The sequence below is a fragment of the Allorhizobium sp. NPDC080224 genome, assembly GCF_050281005.1.
Lineage (GTDB): Bacteria > Pseudomonadota > Alphaproteobacteria > Rhizobiales > Rhizobiaceae > Allorhizobium.
The window spans coordinates 280,789-297,287 of record NZ_JBNNWJ010000001.1 but is presented as its reverse complement, the minus strand read 5'-3'; the positions used below and the strand labels follow the sequence as shown (position 1 = coordinate 297,287).

18 protein-coding genes are annotated in these 16,499 nt (G+C 60.9%); 12 read left to right on the top strand and 6 right to left on the bottom strand.

The annotated features are described in order from the left end of the window. Positions 1–11 precede the first annotated feature (11 nt). The 5 genes from ugpE to rsmI all read right to left on the bottom strand — a co-directional run bounded on the left by ugpE (position 12) and on the right by rsmI (position 4,532). Positions 12–854 carry a sn-glycerol-3-phosphate ABC transporter permease UgpE gene (ugpE, locus tag ACQKP1_RS01490; protein WP_054151225.1) on the bottom strand — a complete coding sequence of 281 codons (843 nt, stop codon included), beginning with the start codon at positions 852–854 and terminating at the stop codon, positions 12–14. A 10-nt stretch (positions 855–864) separates the two neighbouring features. After that, positions 865–1,746 carry an ABC transporter permease subunit gene (locus ACQKP1_RS01485; RefSeq protein WP_054151226.1) on the bottom strand — a complete coding sequence of 294 codons (882 nt, stop codon included), beginning with the start codon at positions 1,744–1,746 and terminating at the stop codon, positions 865–867. Between the two features lie 69 nt (positions 1,747–1,815). Beyond that, on the bottom strand, positions 1,816–3,114 hold the full coding sequence (locus ACQKP1_RS01480) for an extracellular solute-binding protein (protein WP_427273938.1): 1,299 nt from the start codon (positions 3,112–3,114) through the stop codon (positions 1,816–1,818). A gap of 135 nt (positions 3,115–3,249) precedes the next feature. Continuing rightward, the gene (locus tag ACQKP1_RS01475; protein WP_427273937.1) at positions 3,250–3,618 is read right to left on the bottom strand and encodes a YraN family protein; all 369 of its coding nucleotides are present in this window, start codon (positions 3,616–3,618) and stop codon (positions 3,250–3,252) included. Next, positions 3,615–4,532 (bottom strand): 16S rRNA (cytidine(1402)-2'-O)-methyltransferase, encoded by a 918-nt coding sequence (gene rsmI, locus ACQKP1_RS01470; RefSeq protein ID WP_427273936.1) that lies wholly within the window; start codon positions 4,530–4,532, stop codon positions 3,615–3,617. Before rsmI ends, ACQKP1_RS01475 begins: the two co-directional genes overlap by 4 nt. A 225-nt stretch (positions 4,533–4,757) precedes the next feature. Between rsmI and dnaN the strand changes: the two genes are divergently transcribed. The 6 genes from dnaN (at position 4,758) to ACQKP1_RS01440 (ending at position 9,200) form a co-directional block, all read left to right on the top strand. Further along, positions 4,758–5,876 carry a DNA polymerase III subunit beta gene (gene dnaN, locus ACQKP1_RS01465; RefSeq protein WP_054151229.1) on the top strand — a complete coding sequence of 373 codons (1,119 nt, stop codon included), beginning with the start codon at positions 4,758–4,760 and terminating at the stop codon, positions 5,874–5,876. 126 nt (positions 5,877–6,002) lie between these two features. Further along, positions 6,003–6,596: a phospholipid N-methyltransferase PmtA gene (gene pmtA, locus ACQKP1_RS01460; RefSeq protein ID WP_427273935.1), complete on the top strand. Its 594-nt coding sequence runs from the start codon at positions 6,003–6,005 to the stop codon at positions 6,594–6,596. Between the two features lie 116 nt (positions 6,597–6,712). Continuing rightward, complete coding sequence (gene pyrF / locus ACQKP1_RS01455; protein ID WP_427273934.1) at positions 6,713–7,417, top strand: orotidine-5'-phosphate decarboxylase; 705 nt, start codon at positions 6,713–6,715, stop codon at positions 7,415–7,417. A 24-nt stretch (positions 7,418–7,441) separates the two neighbouring features. After that, entirely contained in the window at positions 7,442–7,729 is a 288-nt protein-coding gene (locus tag ACQKP1_RS01450; RefSeq protein ID WP_427273933.1) for a DUF1330 domain-containing protein, read from the top strand. Between the two features lie 138 nt (positions 7,730–7,867). Further along, positions 7,868–8,848: a complex I NDUFA9 subunit family protein gene (locus tag ACQKP1_RS01445; RefSeq protein WP_427273932.1), complete on the top strand. Its 981-nt coding sequence runs from the start codon at positions 7,868–7,870 to the stop codon at positions 8,846–8,848. A gap of 193 nt (positions 8,849–9,041) precedes the next feature. Continuing rightward, positions 9,042–9,200: a hypothetical protein gene (locus tag ACQKP1_RS01440; RefSeq protein WP_203019242.1), complete on the top strand. Its 159-nt coding sequence runs from the start codon at positions 9,042–9,044 to the stop codon at positions 9,198–9,200. 64 nt (positions 9,201–9,264) lie between these two features. Here the strand turns inward: ACQKP1_RS01440 and ACQKP1_RS01435 are convergent, their stop codons facing one another. Next, positions 9,265–10,071 (bottom strand): undecaprenyl-diphosphate phosphatase, encoded by an 807-nt coding sequence (locus ACQKP1_RS01435; protein WP_427273931.1) that lies wholly within the window; start codon positions 10,069–10,071, stop codon positions 9,265–9,267. 141 nt (positions 10,072–10,212) lie between these two features. On the opposite strand from ACQKP1_RS01435, the gene ACQKP1_RS01430 reads away from it, so the two are divergent. The 6 genes from ACQKP1_RS01430 to ACQKP1_RS01405 all read left to right on the top strand — a co-directional run bounded on the left by ACQKP1_RS01430 (position 10,213) and on the right by ACQKP1_RS01405 (position 16,491). Then, positions 10,213–10,905, top strand: a complete 693-nt coding sequence (locus tag ACQKP1_RS01430; protein ID WP_203019238.1) for a glutathione S-transferase family protein — start codon at positions 10,213–10,215, stop codon at positions 10,903–10,905. Positions 10,906–10,916: 11 nt separating this feature from the next. Further along, positions 10,917–12,071 carry a tRNA epoxyqueuosine(34) reductase QueG gene (queG, locus tag ACQKP1_RS01425; RefSeq protein ID WP_427273930.1) on the top strand — a complete coding sequence of 385 codons (1,155 nt, stop codon included), beginning with the start codon at positions 10,917–10,919 and terminating at the stop codon, positions 12,069–12,071. A gap of 3 nt (positions 12,072–12,074) precedes the next feature. After that, entirely contained in the window at positions 12,075–12,956 is an 882-nt protein-coding gene (locus ACQKP1_RS01420; protein WP_427273929.1) for an SDR family oxidoreductase, read from the top strand. Positions 12,957–13,326: 370 nt separating this feature from the next. Next, positions 13,327–13,689 (top strand): septal ring lytic transglycosylase RlpA family protein, encoded by a 363-nt coding sequence (locus ACQKP1_RS01415; RefSeq protein WP_427273928.1) that lies wholly within the window; start codon positions 13,327–13,329, stop codon positions 13,687–13,689. A 103-nt stretch (positions 13,690–13,792) separates the two neighbouring features. Then, positions 13,793–15,085, top strand: a complete 1,293-nt coding sequence (locus tag ACQKP1_RS01410) for an RsmB/NOP family class I SAM-dependent RNA methyltransferase (protein WP_427273927.1) — start codon at positions 13,793–13,795, stop codon at positions 15,083–15,085. Positions 15,086–15,210: 125 nt separating this feature from the next. Continuing rightward, positions 15,211–16,491, top strand: coding sequence for an imelysin family protein (locus ACQKP1_RS01405; RefSeq protein ID WP_427273926.1), 1,281 nt, complete (start codon positions 15,211–15,213; stop codon positions 16,489–16,491). Positions 16,492–16,499 lie beyond the last annotated feature (8 nt).

Below are 16,499 nucleotides of genomic sequence, written 5' to 3'. Positions count from 1 at the left end.
CGGCACTCCCTTTACTTGTCGGTTTCGGTGAGGCCCTTGATGAACCAGCTCTGGAACACCACCACCACGATAACGGGCGGCAGCATGGCGAGCACTGCCATGGCAAAGGCTTCGTTGTAATCGGGGATCTGCGAGCCGATCCACACCTGGAGGATCTGCTTGATGCCGCGCATCAGGGTGTAGAAGCCCTCTTCCGTCGTCATCAGCATTGGCCAGAGATACTGGTTCCAACCGTAGACAAACATGATGATGAAGACCGCCGCGATCATGGTGCGCGACAACGGCAAGAGCACGTCGATGAAGAACTTGAATGGACCCGCGCCGTCGATGCGCGCAGCCTCCAGGAGTTCGTCGGGCACGGACTTGAAGAACTGGCGGAAAAAGAAGGTCCCCGTTGCGGATGCCAAGAGCGGCAGGATCAGGCCCTGGTAGCTGTTCAGGAGGTTGAGATCGCTCATCACCTTGTAGGTCGGCAGGATACGCACTTCGAGCGGCAGGAGCAGCGTTGTGAAGATCAGCCAGAAGGCGAGCGTTGCAAAGCGAAAGCGGAAATAGACGATGGCATAGGCGGCCAGCATCGAGAGTATGATCTTGCCGATGGCGAAGCCCAGCCCCAGGATCAGCGAGTTCATCGCCATGGTCAGGCCAGTGACCTGGCCGGTGAAACCACCACTCTCAAACAGGACCTTTTCATAGGTCTCGGTGAAATGATCACCGACGGAGAGCATCAGGCCGTTCGAGTGGATCTCGGCCGCGGAATGCGTTGATGTGGTGAAGGCGACCACCAGCGGCCCGAGCATGAAGATCACGCCAGCGATCAAGATCAGGTGGTCGAAGAATTTTGTGCGGTACATGGCGCTCTCCTCAACCGTAATGGACGCGACGTTCGATGAAGCGGAATTGGATCATGGTCAGGACCAGCACGATCAGCATCAGAATGACTGACTGGGCAGAGGACGAGCCGAGGTCATTGCCGCGGAAGCCGTCGAGATAGACCTTGTAGACCAGCGTGATCGGATTGTTGGCGGCACTGTCTTTGACGATGACGTCGACGACGCCGAAGGTGTCGAAGAGCGAATAAGTCATGTTGATGATGAGGAGGAAGAAGGCGGTCGGCGCCAAGAGCGGGAGCGTCACGGTCCAGAAGCGGCGGGTGCCGGACTTGCAGTCCATCGTTGCCGCCTCCCGGATCGAATTCGGGATACCCTGAAGCCCGGAGAGGAAGAAGATGAAGTTGTAGGGGATCTGGTTCCACACGGCGATCAGCACCATGGCAAAGGCCGTGTCGAAATAATTGATACCAATCTTCATGTCCCAGCCGAACCACGAGACAAAGGTAACGAACGGGCCGATGTGCTGGTCGAAGAACATCAGGCCAATCAGTCCTGCCACAGGTGGGGCAATGGCATAAACGATGATCAACAAGGTCTTGTAGGTCGACTGCCCTCTGATGACCGCATCCGCCTTCAAGGCGAGCAGCAGGCCGAGAGACAGGACGAGAAAGGTGACGATGACACTGAAAGCGACCGTGAAGCGCGCGATGCGTCCGTATTGGGACGCCGAGAAGATGTCGCCATAATTGCTCAAGCCGACAAAGGTCGATCCGAAGCCGAAGGGATCTTCGATGTAGAAGGAGGACTGGATCGCCTGCACAGACGGCCAGTAAAAGAAGATCGCGATGATCGCCAACTGCGGCAAAAGAAACAGGTAAGGCAGAAATCGCGAATTGAACTGGACGCGCTTCATCAGAGGCCCCTTAATGGAAAGCCCGGGGACCGATGGTCCCCGGGAACGACATTGGACAGGACGGTTCTATCAGCCGGCGGTCTTGGCGAAGCGGGCGAGGATCTCGTTGGACTCGGCTTCGATCGTCTTGAAGGCGTCTTCGACGGTGACTTCGCCCGAGAAGATCTTGACGAATTCGCGGTTCATGACGTCGCGGATCTGCGGATAGAAGCCCATGCGATAGCCCTTGGACCACTCGCCACCCGGCAGCATCAGTTGCTGCAGGCCGACTTCCGCCTGAGGGGTGCGGTCGTAGTGACCGTCCTTCTTGGCCAGTTCATAGGCAGCAGTCGTCAGCGGCACGTAGCCGGTTTCCTTGTGGTAGTAGTACTGGATCTCCGGCGAGGCGATGAAGTTGAAGAAATCGCCGGTGCACTTGTTTTCTTCAGCCGACTTGCCTGCCATGGCGAACAGGGCAGCACCACCGATGAAGGAATTCGTGCCGGAACCCGCGATGCCGCTCCAGTTGGGCATCAGGGTCGCAGCAAACGGCATGGTGGCGGTCTTCAGGAGGCCGCCGAAGGAACCGGAGGAGCCGACCCAAAGGGCGACCTTGCCTTCTTCGAAAGGCTTCTGGTTATCGTTCCAGCCTGCGCCGTAGAAGGCGAACATGCCGGCATCCTGCCATTCCTTGAGCTTGGAGAACATCATCCGCTGCTCTTCGGTGTTGACCAGGATCTTGGTGTCGACGACGCTGTCGTAACCATTGTTGTTAGTCGCGAACTGCAGGTTGTTGCGCGAATGGAAGTTCTCGACCATCTGCCAGGGCAGGTGCGACTGGACGAGCGGAATGTAGCCGGCTTCCTTGAGCTTCGGAGCGATCGCTTCAAACTCTTCCCAGGTCTTCGGGGCTTCGACGCCAGCCTTTTCAAGGGCTTCGACGTTATAGTACATGATCGGCGCCGAGGACGAGAGCGGCATGCCGACAAACTTGCCGTCTGCATCGGCGTAGAAGTAGCGAACGCCCTGGATGTAGTCTTCGGCGTTGAAGGTGTGGCCGGCTTCGCGGATGATGTCTTCAGCGGCGACGGTTGCACCCTTGGCATTGATGATGGTGGCAGCACCGGCATCGAAGACCTGCAGGATGTTCGGGTGCTGGCCCGAACGGAATGCGGCGATGCCAGAAGCCAGAGCTTCTTCATAGGTGCCCTTGGACACAGGCGTCAGAACACAGGCGGTCTGGGCTGCATTGAACTTGACGGCCAGTTCGTTCAGAACTTCGCCGTTGCGGCCGCCCATGCCGTGCCACCAGGTGATGTTGGTCGCGGCAAGCGTCGTCGATGCGGTCATGGTCAGGGCCAGAGCGGCCAGGGAAATCTTCTTGATCATGGGATAGATCCTCTCCACCGGTTGTTGCGGTGAGGGCTCCAATAGGGCCGATCCATGACAGCGACTTGAATCTTTTATGACAGACCTGTCACAATGAATGGGTTTCGAAAAATCGTGATCGAAACTCAAACGAAGCTAAAATGCGCCCTGGAAATGGACCGGCCAGCGCCATGGCCGCACGACGATGATATCATGCCGAAGTGACAGCCGTGTTGCATCGAATTGCCTGCGAAGCCAGTGATCTGCGGCATCGGCAATGCGTCGCTCGGCCGCGTAGCTGACCGCATCGACGCCTGATCGCAGATCTTTTCGCGCTTTCACTTCAACGAAAATCACGAGATCGCCGCGACGGGCGATGATGTCCACTTCTCCGGCTTTCGTCTTGTAGCGGAGCGCCACGATTCGGTAGCCTTTCAGAAGCAGAGCGAGTGCCGCTCGGTATTCCGACCAGCGGCCAAGCCTCTCGGCGCGGATGCGTTTTCGATCCGCGCCTCTGGGCTTCATGCGGCCCCCTTGAGTTCCAGCAGCCGCTGGTAAAGCTCCTTGCGCGGCAGGCCGGTCAGCTTTGCGGCTTCCGTCGCGGCCTTGGCTGTCGGCATGGTCGTCGACAGCTCGGCGAGCAGGACATCGACATCGGCGGCGTCGGGCGCAGCATCGGGCGCGGGCGGGCCGATGACCAGCACGATCTCGCCCTTGACCGCCTTGTCGGCATAATCGCTGGCGAGGTCTCCGAGCGGACCTCTACGGAACTCCTCGAAGGTCTTGGTCAATTCGCGGCAGACCGAGGCCGGCCGATCGGTGCCGAGTTCGTCGGCGGCCGCGACAAGCGTATCCCCGATCCGATGCGGGGACTCGAAGAAGATCAGCGTTGCCGGCACCTTGGCGAGTTCGCGAAGTCGGTCCCGTTTCGCCTTGTCCTTGGTCGGCAGGAAACCGGCAAACAGGAAGGCGTCGTTCGGCAGGCCGGAGCCCACGAGAGCAGCGAGCGGTGCGGAAGCGCCTGGGATCGGCACGACGCGATGGCCCGCATCGATCGCCAGCTGGCCGAGGCGATAACCCGGGTCGGAGACGAGCGGTGTTCCGGCATCCGAGACGAGGGCGACGGACTTGCCGGCTTCGAGGGCGGCGAGCAGACGCGCACCTGCCTCGTCTGCATTGTATTCGTGATAGGCATAAGGCCGGTTCTCGATCCCGTAACGGTCGAGAAGGACGCGGGTGACCCTTGTGTCCTCGCAAGCGAGCACATCGGCACCAGCAAGCGTTTCCAGCGCGCGGATGGTGATGTCGCCGAGATTGCCGATCGGGGTCGCGACCAGATAAAGCGCTGGCTCCAGCGGCCGCGCCGCAATCAGCGTGTCGTTCAGGCGATAGCGCTTGGAAGTCTGCGCCGTGGTGGCATTTTTGTCTTCTGTTGTCATGCGGCCTTTATCCTCCACCCCCATGCTCGCGGCAAGGGTGCCCGGCCCATAAACCATTCCGGCAAGCTCTGCTGGGGACTGGCGTGGAAAACCTTGGAGCCTCTTGCTTTTCCCGCAGATTTACTGCCATTTTGCCCGTCCACATCGTCCGGCCCGGGGACTGCCCGGCCCCTATTTTCCGATCCGGAACTCCGGAAGACGACACGTCGAAAGCGGTAGCATCCCATGCGTATAACTCTTGAACGGTCCAATCTCCTCAAGTCCCTCAATCACGTGCATCGCGTGGTCGAGCGTCGCAACACGATCCCGATCCTGTCGAACGTGCTGCTGAAGGCCGAAGGCGCCGAACTGGACATGAAGGCGACGGACCTCGACCTTGAGATCACCGAAGGCACGCCGGCCATGGTCGAGCAGGCAGGCGCCACCACCGTTCCGGCCCATCTGCTCTATGAAATCGTGCGCAAGCTGCCCGACGGTTCCGAGGTTCTGCTCGCAACGAACCCGGATGGCGGCACGATGACGGTCGCTTCCGGCCGCTCGAAGTTCTCGCTGCAGTGCCTGCCGCAGTCGGACTTCCCGGATCTCACCGCCGGCACCTTCACCCATTCCTTCAAGATGAAGGCATCCGACTTCAAGATGCTGATCGATCGCACCCAGTTTGCGATCTCGACCGAAGAGACTCGCTACTACCTGAACGGTATCTTCCTGCACACGATCGAGGCAGGCGGCGCCTTGAAGCTGCGCGCCGTTGCCACCGACGGCCATCGTCTCGCCCGCGCCGATGTCGATGCCCCCTCGGGCTCGGAAGGCATGCCCGGCATCATCATTCCGCGCAAGACGGTCGGAGAGCTGCAGAAGCTCATCGACAATCCGGAACTCATCATCGGCATCGAGATTTCCGATTCCAAGATCCGCCTCTCCATCGGCTCGGTCGTCCTGACCTCCAAGCTGATCGACGGCACCTTCCCCGATTACCAGCGCGTCATTCCGCAGGCGAACGACAAGGAAATGCGGGTTGATTGCCAGACCTTTGCCCGCGCCGTCGACCGAGTCTCGACGATTTCGTCCGAGCGTGGCCGCGCCGTTAAGCTGGCGCTCGCCGACGGCCAGTTGATGCTGACCGTCAACAACCCGGATTCGGGAAGTGCGACGGAAGAAGTCGCCGTCGGCTATGAAAGCGACGCAATGGAGATCGGTTTCAACGCCAAATATCTCCTCGACATCACCGCCCAGCTTTCCGGCGACGATGCGATCTTTCTGCTTGCCGATGCCGGCTCTCCGACGCTCATTCGCGACACCGCCGGCGCCGACGCGCTCTATGTCCTGATGCCGATGCGCGTGTAACGCGCCCAGGGCTCAGACAGGAATTTTGCCCACTTGCGTCATTCTTTCTTGCGTTTGCGACAACTTGGCCCAAAATTGTCGCATTCGGCTCGCAGCAATCGAGCAGCAACAAGAAGAGGGACGATCATGGCCATCCGATTGAAGGAACGGTTCGAGAAAAAATTCGACGAGGAAATCCGGTTCTTCAAGGGCATGATGCAGGGTCCAAAGCTCGTCGGCGCGATCGTGCCGACGTCGTCCGTGACGGCCAAGCGCATGGCAAGTGTCATCGAGCCGAAGTCCGGCTTGCCTGTGCTCGAGCTTGGCCCCGGCACCGGGGTCATCACCAAGCAGATCCTGGCGCACGGCGTGCCGGCAGAAAAGATCGTTTCCGTCGAATATTCCGAGGATTTCTACCGCCGACTCGTCGAGGATTATGCGGGCGTCAACTTCATCCATGGCGATGCCTTTGACCTCAAAAACATCCTCGGCGACTTCGCCGACAAGACCTTCGACTGTGTGATATCGGCCGTACCGATGCTGAGCTTCCCGATGGAAGCGCGCATCCAGCTGCTCGAAGATCTGCTGTCGCGCATTCCCGAAGGGCGCCCCGTGGTGCAGATTACCTACGGCCCGGTGTCGCCGATCATCGCCAAGCCCGATCGCTACCACATCCAGCATTTCGACTTCGTCGTGCGCAACATCCCGCCGGCCCAGCTCTGGATCTACCGCAAGGCCTGAGCGCCCACTTTTGCGGAGAACGGGGGATCGTCGATCCCCCTGCCCTTGTCATGCTTGCGATTTGACGCGCGGCATGCGAGTGGACGGGTCATGGAGATCTGGCAGGAGTCTTTGTCTTGAGCGCACGTCACCGTCTCATCGTCGGACTGGATGTTCCGACCGTCCAGGAAGCGGAGCGGGTCGTTTCCACGCTCGGCGACAGCATCTCCTTCTACAAGATCGGTTATCAGCTGGCCTTTGCCGGTGGATTGGAATTTGCGCGCGATCTGGCGAGAGAGGGCAAGCAGGTCTTCCTCGACATGAAGCTGCTGGACATCGACAACACCGTGGCGTCTGCGGTCGAGAACATTGCGCGCATGGGCATGACCATGCTGACGCTGCATGCTTATCCCAAGGCCATGGCGGCTGCCGTCAAGGCGGCTGAGGGCTCTGGCCTCTGCCTGCTCGGCGTCACTGTGCTGACGTCCATGGACGAACAGGATCTGACCGATGCCGGCTATGAATACGATCCGCATACGCTTGTGCTGAAGCGCGCCGAACAGGCGCGCATCGCCGGCATGGGCGGGATCGTCTGCTCGGCGGAAGAGGCGTCGGCCGTGCGCCAGATCGTCGGACCGAAACTGGCGATCGTCACCCCCGGCATTCGCCCGGCAGGCGCCGACAAGGGCGACCAGAAGCGCGTCATGACACCGTCGGACGCGATCGCGGCCGGATCGAGCCACCTCGTCGTCGCCCGCCCGATCGTCAAGGCCGAGGATCCAAAGGCGGCAGCGCTTGCGATCCTCGCCGAGATGGACGAGGCGATGGCCAAGCAGGCATAATCAAAGACAAACCGGGAGGACGTCATGGCCAAGGGATACTGGATCGCACGCGTCGATATCCGCGATGCGGAGCGCTACAAGGATTATGTCGCCGCCGCAAAGCCGGCCTTCGAGACCTATGGCGCCAAATTCCTCGCGCGGGGCGGTGCCTATACCCTGCTCGAGGGCGACGGGCGGGCGCGCAATGTGGTGGTCGAATTCCCATCACACCAGGCCGCCGTCGACTGCTACAATTCGCCGGAGTACCAGATCGCCGCCAAGATCCGCCAGGAAGTGGCAGATGGCGAGATCGTGGTCGTCGAAGGCGTCTGATCGCCCGCTCCCCCTGAGGCCGAATGTCCCGCGGAAGAGGCCTTGACGGGCCTTTCCCCCGCCGGACGATTCGGTTAAGAGAGGCCAGCCAGATCGCGCATATCGTGTGCGCCTATATATAGTTCAGGGGAGCCGTCCATGACCTTGTCCAACCTTCCGCCGCTCGTCACCGTTTTCGGGGGCTCGGGCTTCGTCGGACGGCATGTCGTCAGGGCACTCGCCAAGCGCGGCTATCGTATCCGCGTCGCCGTTCGCCGCCCCGATCTCGCAGGCTTCCTGCAGCCGCTCGGCAATGTCGGCCAGATCTCTTTCGTCCAGGCAAACCTGCGCTATCGCTCATCGGTCGATGCCGCGGTCCAGGGCGCCGACCATGTCGTCAACTGCGTCGGCATCCTCTTCGAAAGCGGCCGCAACGGCTTCGATGCGGTCCAGGATTTTGGCGCCCGCGCGGTTGCTGAAGCCGCCCGCTCGGTCGGCGCGACACTGACCCACGTTTCGGCGATCGGTGCCGATGCCAAGTCGGACTCGGTCTATGCCGCGACCAAGGGCCGTGCGGAAGCCGCCGTCCAGTCGATCCTGCCCGACGCCATCATCTTGCGTCCGTCGATTGTCTTCGGCCCGGAGGACGGCTTCTTCAACAAGTTCGCGGCCATGGCCCGCATCGCTCCTGCCCTGCCGCTCGTCGGTGGTGGCAAGACCAAGTTCCAGCCCGTCTATGTCGGGGATGTCGCCGAAGTCGTGGCACGCGCCGTCGATGGCTCGATTGCGCGCGGCAAGATCTATGAACTCGGTGGCCGTGATGTCGCGACTTTCAAGCAGTGTCTCGAGACGATGCTGGAAATCGTCGGCCGCAAGCGTGCGCTTGTCACGCTGCCTTTCGGCATCGCCTCGCTGATCGGCAGCATTGCCTCTGCCGTGCCGCTGATCACCCCGCCGCTCACCAGCGACCAGGTGAAGCTGCTCAAGAAGGACAATGTCGTCTCTGCTGCCGCCAAGGCGGAAGGGCGCACGCTGGAAGGCCTCGGCATCGAGCCGGTGACCATGGCCGCAATCCTTCCGACCTATCTCGTGCAGTACCGCGTGCATGGCCAGTACACCGGAACCGGCAAGGCGGCATGAGGCCGCCTTCAACACTTGGTGATCGTCTCGCCGTTGCACAAAAGACGCAGCTAAACAAAGACCTGCGTTAACCCCGGATAAAGCAAGATCGCCTATTGATGGCGGTCGTGGCAATGCGTAAAGACTGGCCCCCAACGGCCGGCCTGAAACATGTGCCAGCCCTTCATTTCAGTCAGTTTCAAGAGGCATTTTCATGGGCAAGCCTATCGCACTGTTCTTCGCATGTGCGGCACTGGTTATCATCGCCGGCTCCTTCCTTGCGCCGACCACCGTCGCCGCCCGAAAGGACAATTGCTCGCCCGCCTATGGCATCGATCCGTGCTCGACGGCTTCGATCCCGCCGACCAACTGATCTCCCAAAATCAAGAAGGCCGCCCCTCGGGACGGCCTTTTTTCTTGCCTCGGCTCTGTCGGCTTCAGCCGGTGATAAGCAGCCCGAGGATGCCTGCTGTGCCGATGACGATGCGCCACCAGGCGAAGGGCGCATAGCCTCGCTTCGAGATGAAATTCAAAAGCCCCCTGACGACGAAGAGCGCCGATATGAAGGCAGCCACGAAGCCGATCGCGATGATCAACCCGTCATCGACGGTCAGCGCGTTGCGGTTCTTATAGAGATCGAGCGTGAAGGCGCCGAGCATAGTCGGCATGGCGAGGAAGAAGGAAAATTCCGCCGCCGAGCGCTTGTCGGCACCCAGCAGCAGCGCACCGACGATCGTGGCGCCCGACCGCGAGGTGCCGGGGATCATCGCCACGCACTGGCAGAAGCCGATCTTGAGCGCGAGCGACAGCGGATACTCGGTCACGTCGTGATATCGGGGCTTCAGCGGCATTCGGTCGATCCACAGCAACACGAAGCCGCCGAGGATCAGCACCACGCAGATCAGCATAGGCGTCTCGAAGAGCACGGTCTTGATGAAGTCATGGGCAACAACACCAATGACGGCAGCGGGCAGAAAGCCCAGAAGGACAGCGCCGACAAAGCGCCGGCTTTCTGCACTCGTCGGCAGCGAGAGCGCGATCCCCAAGAGCTTGGCGAAGTAGACGCTGAGGATGGCCAGGATCGCACCCAGCTGGATCAACACCGCAAACGTGTTGCCCGGCGATTCGAAACCGAGGAAATGGCCGGCCAGCAGAACATGCGCGGTGGAGGACACCGGCACGAACTCGGTCAGGCCTTCGATGACGCCGAGCACGAGCGCGCTGATAATGGATTGATCTTCCATGAGGTCTCCTTCTAGGGGAAGGCAAAGTGATTTGCTTGTATTGCGGGGGCCGAAACCCTATAGCTTGGAAGCCGCGCCAATGACCAGCCGCTTCGACAGCCTGCGCTGCGGCCACTGAAAAATCCGAGAATTCGAGTTCCGATGCCGACCCTGTATCATCACACGATGTCCACCGCGTCCCGTTTCATTCGATTGGTATTGTCTGAATACGGCTTCCAGACGGATCTGGTGGAGGAGCAGACCTGGGAGAAGCGCAAGGAATTCCTCGCCTTCAACCCAGCCGGTACGTTGCCTGTCTATGTCGACGACAATATGCGGGCACTCTGCGGTCCGACCATCATTTCCGAGTTCATCGACGAGACGCATGGCGTGTTGAAGCGCGACCGGCGGCTCTTTGCCGAAGACCCGTTCCAGCGCGCGGAAATCCGCCGGCTGACCGAATGGTTCCTGCAGAAGATGGAGCAGGACGTGACGAAACCGCTGGTGCGCGAGCGGGTGCACAAGCTGATCATTCCCAATGGCCTTGGTGGCGGCGCTCCCGATTCCAAGGTTCTGCGCACGGCGCGCTCGAACATTCGCCATCACATGAAATACCTGACCTGGCTTTCCGGCTCGCGTCAGTGGCTCGCCGGCGACCGCATCAGTTATGCCGACCTCTCGGCGGCGGCAGCCATCTCCGTGCTCGACTACCTCGGCGAAATCGACTGGAACGAGTTCCCGGTCGCGAAGGAATGGTATCAGCGCATCAAGTCGCGCCCCTCCTTCCGCCCGCTGCTGACAGAGCGCGTGCGCGGCATCACGCCGGTGTCGCATTACGCCGACCTCGACTTCTGACGGTTATCTTCATGGACGAGCCGCAGATCGATCCCAAGATCCGGAAGCGGCAGGCAGAGCTCACGCGTTTCCTGCGTCAGGAGGCCCATGCACAGGGCTTCGATCTCTGTCGCATCACGCTGCCGGACGCCATTCCCGAAGCGCCCGCAAGGCTCGAGACCTTTCTTGAGGCCGGACGACACGGCACGATGGCATGGATGGAAGAGACAAAAGAGCGCCGCGCCGATCCGCGCGTCCTCTGGTCGGATGTGCGCTCCATCGTCATGTTCGGGATGAACTACGGTCCGGACGAGGATCCGCGGCACTTGCAGTCGCAGACCGATAAGGCGGCGATCTCCGTCTATGCCCGCAATCGCGACTATCACGACGTGATCAAGGGACGCCTCAAGGAAGTGGCGACGCGCTTTGCCGCGCGTGCGGGCGAAGACGTCAAGGTCTTCGTCGATACCGCACCCGTCATGGAAAAGCCGCTTGCGGCGTCAGCCGGCCTCGGCTGGCAAGGCAAACACACCAATCTCGTCAGCCGCGACTTTGGCTCATGGCTCTTCCTCGGCAGCCTGTTCACCACGGCCGAACTCGAGATCGATGCACCCGAGCGCGACCATTGCGGCTCCTGCCGAGCCTGCCTCGACGCCTGCCCGACGGACGCCTTCCCGGCGCCCTACCAGATCGATGCGCGGCGCTGCATCTCCTACCTCACGATCGAACACAAGGGGCCGATCGACCGGGCGCTGCGCCCCGCCTTTGGCAACCGCATCTATGGCTGTGACGACTGCCTAGCGGCCTGTCCCTGGAACAAGTTTGCCGCAGCCGCCCGCGAGATGAAGCTTGTCGCCCGCGATGACCTGAAGGCGCCCGACATCGCCTTCTTCCTGACGCTGGACGATCCGACCTTCCGCACCTATTTCAGCGGCTCACCGGTCAAGCGGATCGGGCGGGACCGCTTCGTGCGCAATGTGCTGATTGCGGCCGGAAATTCCGGCTCTCTCGATCTGGCGCCGGCCTGTGAGAGGCTGCTGACGGACGGCTCTGCCGATGTGCGTGGCATGGCCGCCTGGGCGCTATCCAGGCTTCTGCCGGCGGATCGCTTTGCCGCCCTGCAGAGGGCGCATTTGATGACGGAAACGGACGAGCATGTCCGACAGGAATGGATGACGGAGAACTGACGCATGCGCTTGATGATTTTCGGAGCCGGCTATTCGGGTAAGGCCATCGGTCAGTTGCTCACCGACGAAGGCGCCTCGGTCGCTGGCACGACGCGCAGTGCCGAAAAAGGAAAGGCGCTCGAAGAGGCCGGCATCCGACCTTTCGTCTTTGACGGCACGAGCCTCTCGCCAGAACTCACCGCTGAACTCGCCGAGACCACGCATCTCGTTCAATCGATCGCGCCTGGCAGTGAGGGCGACCCGCTGATCCGGCTCTGCGGCCAGGCTGGCATCAAGGCCCTGATGCCAAAGCTCGAATGGATCGCCTATCTTTCAACCGTGGGGGTCTATGGCGATCATCATGGCGCCTGGGTCAACGAGGAGACGGAATTGAAGCCCGTCTCGGTGCGATCGGTCGAGCGCGTGGAGGCCGAGCAGGCGTGGCAGGTGGTCGCGGCACGGGACAACCTGCCGCTCGCGATCCTGCGCCTCTCCGGGATCTATGGTCCTGGCCGCAACACCTTCATGAACCTTGCCAACGGCACGGCCCGCCGCCTCGTGAAAAAGGATCAGGTGTTCAACCGCATCCGCGTCGAGGACATCGCCACGGCCACGGCCTTCCTGGCCGGTCCGAAGACGGGCGGGATCTTCAACGTTACCGACGACCTGCCCTCCCCGCCCCAGGATGTGGTGACCGAAGCCGCCCGTCTGATGGAGATGGATGCACCACCCGAGCAGGCCTTTGAGACGGCAGAGCTGACGCCGATGGCGCGCTCCTTCTATGGCGAAAACAAGCGCGTCTCGAATGCCAAGATCAAGCATCTAGGTTTCAACTTCCAGTACCCGAATTACATGATGTCACTGGCCGATCTACTTGCCTCCGGCACATGGAACCGGAGGGGCTGAATGGGCGTTTCACCGGGTCAAACTTTGCGCCCGGCAGCCTGAAACCGCAGGGATTGTCGGGCATAGGCCCCCTTCGCACCACATTTCGGGCGGCAAATATGGCGGACGAGCAAAATTTTTCTTCCACAAATCCGTGAACGGCACTTCAGGCGTCAGTTGAAGTTTTTCATTCCAGAAAGACTCCTGGAATCAAACGATTTTTCCGTAAATTTCATATTTTGGTAAGATTAAGATTCTGTGATCGATCATCACGAATATTAATCAATGTAACTTTTCGTGATTGCATCAAGGCACGTTTTTGCCATTTTTCACCCCGCTTAGGCGTCGGCACGCAACAAATTGCTCGTGTCAACGACTAGGGACGTACATCTTGATCATCAACCGCCGCTCTGCTTTCGCCGCCGCAACTATTGCTGCACTCTTTGCTTTCGCACCCCAGAGTGCAAATGCAAAGTCGTCCTGCGGTGGCGCCTCCTGGTACGCGCTGACCTCGAAGACGGCTTCCGGCGAGCGCATGAACCCGGCGAGACTGACGGCGGCTCACAAGACACTGCCCTTCGGCACCAAGCTGAAAGTGACCAACGCGCGAAGTGGCAAGAGCGTCGTCGTTCGCATCAACGATCGCGGCCCCTTCATCCGCGGACGTGTGCTCGACCTTTCCAAGGCCGCGGCCCAGAACATCGGCATGATCCGCTCCGGCCATGCCAAGGTCTGCTACGAGATCATCAGCTAAGACATCCAAGTTCGGAAGCGGCGATTGGTCCGTCGGGTTTTAGGCGCTTGCTCTTGCCCCTGATCGTCGTTACCACGCTCTCTTCTTTCAGAGGAGAATGACCATGCGCCTGGGCGGCCGTCTTGCCGGTGCGATCGAAGTTTTGAGCGACATCGAAACCCGTCGCCGTCCCGTTGCCGATGCTCTCAAGGATTGGGGCCTTTCGCATCGTTTCGCCGGTTCCGGCGATCGGGCGGCCATCGGCAATATCGTCTACGATGCCCTGCGCATGAAGCTCTCCCATGCCTGGCTGATGGATGACGACAGCGCGCACGCGCTTGGCTGGGCCGTTCTGTTGCGTCAGTGGGGCATGAGCCTCGAGACACTGCAGGGGGAACTCGAAGGCGACAATTTTGCGCCCGCGGCCCTCTCCGAAAGCCAGATCCAGGCCTTTACCACCCGCGACCTTTCCGATGCTCCCCTCAATGTCCAGGGTGACATTCCCGACTGGGTTCAACCGTCGTTCGAAGAAGCCTTCGGCGACGATTGGCTGGCCGAAGCCAAGGCGCTCGCCACCCGCCCGACTCTCGATCTGCGCGTCAACACGCTGAAGGCCAACAGGGACAAGGTGCTGAAGGCGCTCGATCGCTCCGGCGCCAAGGCCTCGCCGATCGCGCGTTTCGGCATGCGCGTTCCGGCTGGCGAAGGCCCGTCCCGCCTGCCGAACGTTACGGCAGAACTCAGCTTCCAGAAGGGCTGGTTCGAGGTTCAGGACGAGGGCTCGCAGATCGTCGCCGATCTCGTGACGCCGCGCGAAGGCGATCAGGTTCTCGATTTCTGCGCCGGCGGTGGCGGCAAGACGCTCGCCATGGCGGCTGCCATGAACAACAAGGGCCAGGTGCATGCCTATGACGCCGACCGCAAGCGGTTGGCGCCGATCATCGAGCGGCTAAAGCGTGCCGGCACCCATAACGTCCAGGTCCATGACAGCACCAAGGGGCTCGCAAACCTTCGAGAGCGTTGCGACCAGGTGCTGGTCGATGCCCCCTGCACCGGCACCGGCACCTGGCGGCGCCGCCCCGATACCAAGTGGCGCCTGACCGACCGGAACCTGCAGGAGCGGATGACGCAGCAGCAGGAGGCACTCACCGAAGCCTCAACCTTCGTCAAACCGAATGGCTCCCTGCTCTATGTCACCTGTTCGGTGCTGCCGGAAGAAAACGACCGTCAGGTCCAGGCCTTCTGCGAGGCCAATCCGAGCTTCGAGATCGTCTCGGTGGTTGAAGACTGGACGCGCCTTTTCGGCGGCTCGGCTCCAAAGCCGCGGTCAACGGATGGCAAGACGGTGACACTCAGCCCCGCCAGCATGGATACGGACGGCTTCTTTTTCTGTCGGATGCGCCGTCGCCCGACGTGATTTGACCATCGTCAATTTCAGCGAGTACTTCGTATACTCGACTGTTTGACACCAGTTTCTTTTTGCGCGAAGACATGGCCGTCCGATTACATCGAGGCGCCCAGTCGGCGCCGAAGGGAGACACCATGATCCGGAAATCCGTCATCGGCGCGTCCGTCGCGCTGCTCGTCACATCGGCTGCGATCTATGCCGGCCCGGCGATCGCGGCACCTGCGCCCAAGGACGTGCTGACGCACTATGCAGAACTTGCCCATGCCAAGTTCGAGGACTCGCTCTCCACCGCCAAGGCTCTCGATGCGGCCATTGATGCGCTGATCGCAAAGCCCAGCGAAGAGGCGCTGAAGGCTGCCCGCGAAGCCTGGATTGCCGCACGCGTCCCCTACCAGCAGACGGAAGTCTATCGCTTCGGCAACCCGATCGTCGATGATTGGGAAGGCAAGGTGAATGCCTGGCCGCTGGATGAAGGCCTGATCGACTATGTCGATGCCGGTTACGGTACCGAGAATGACGGCAATGCGCTTTATGTGGCGAATGTGATTGCCAACCCGAAGATCAAGATCAATGGCGAAGAGGTCGATGCCTCCGAGATCACGCCGGAATTCCTCGCCGAGACGCTGCATGAAGCCGGTGAAGTCGAAGCCAATGTCGCGACCGGCTATCACGCCATCGAATTCCTGCTCTGGGGCCAGGATCTGAACGGCACGGGGCTCGGCGCCGGCAACCGCCCCTATACTGACTATGACACGGCCAATTGCACCAATGGCAATTGCGATCGCCGCGCCGCTTATCTCAAGGCCGCCTCGACGCTGCTGCTGCAGGATCTGGAAGAGATGGTCGTGGCCTGGGCGCCGGAGGGCGAAGCGACGAAGGCCGTTCTCGCCGATGAGCAGAAGGGCATTTCCGCGATCCTCACCGGCATGGGCTCGCTCTCCTATGGCGAACTCGCCGGCGAGCGCATGAAGCTCGGCGTGCTGCTGCATGACCCGGAAGAAGAGCATGATTGCTTCTCCGACAACACGCATGCCTCGCATCTGAACGACGCCATCGGCATCTCATCCGCCTATACCGGCGAATACACGCGCGTCGACGGCACGAAGATGACCGGGCCGTCGCTCTCCGAACTCGTCGCTGCCAAGGATCAGGCGCTGGATACGGAGATGAAGGGCAAGCTCGACAAGACTCTCGCTGCCATGAACACGATGGTCGAGCGCGCAGAGACCAAGGAAGCCTATGACCAGATGATTGGCGAAGGCAATGCCGAGGGTAATGCCACAGTGCAGGCTGCCATCGACGGGTTGATCGACCAGACGCAGACCATCCAGCGCGTCATTGCGTCGCTGGAGCTCGGCACGATCGAGCTTGAAGGTTCCGACAGCCTTGATAGTCCTGAGGCCGTCTTCCAGTAAGCAGCAAA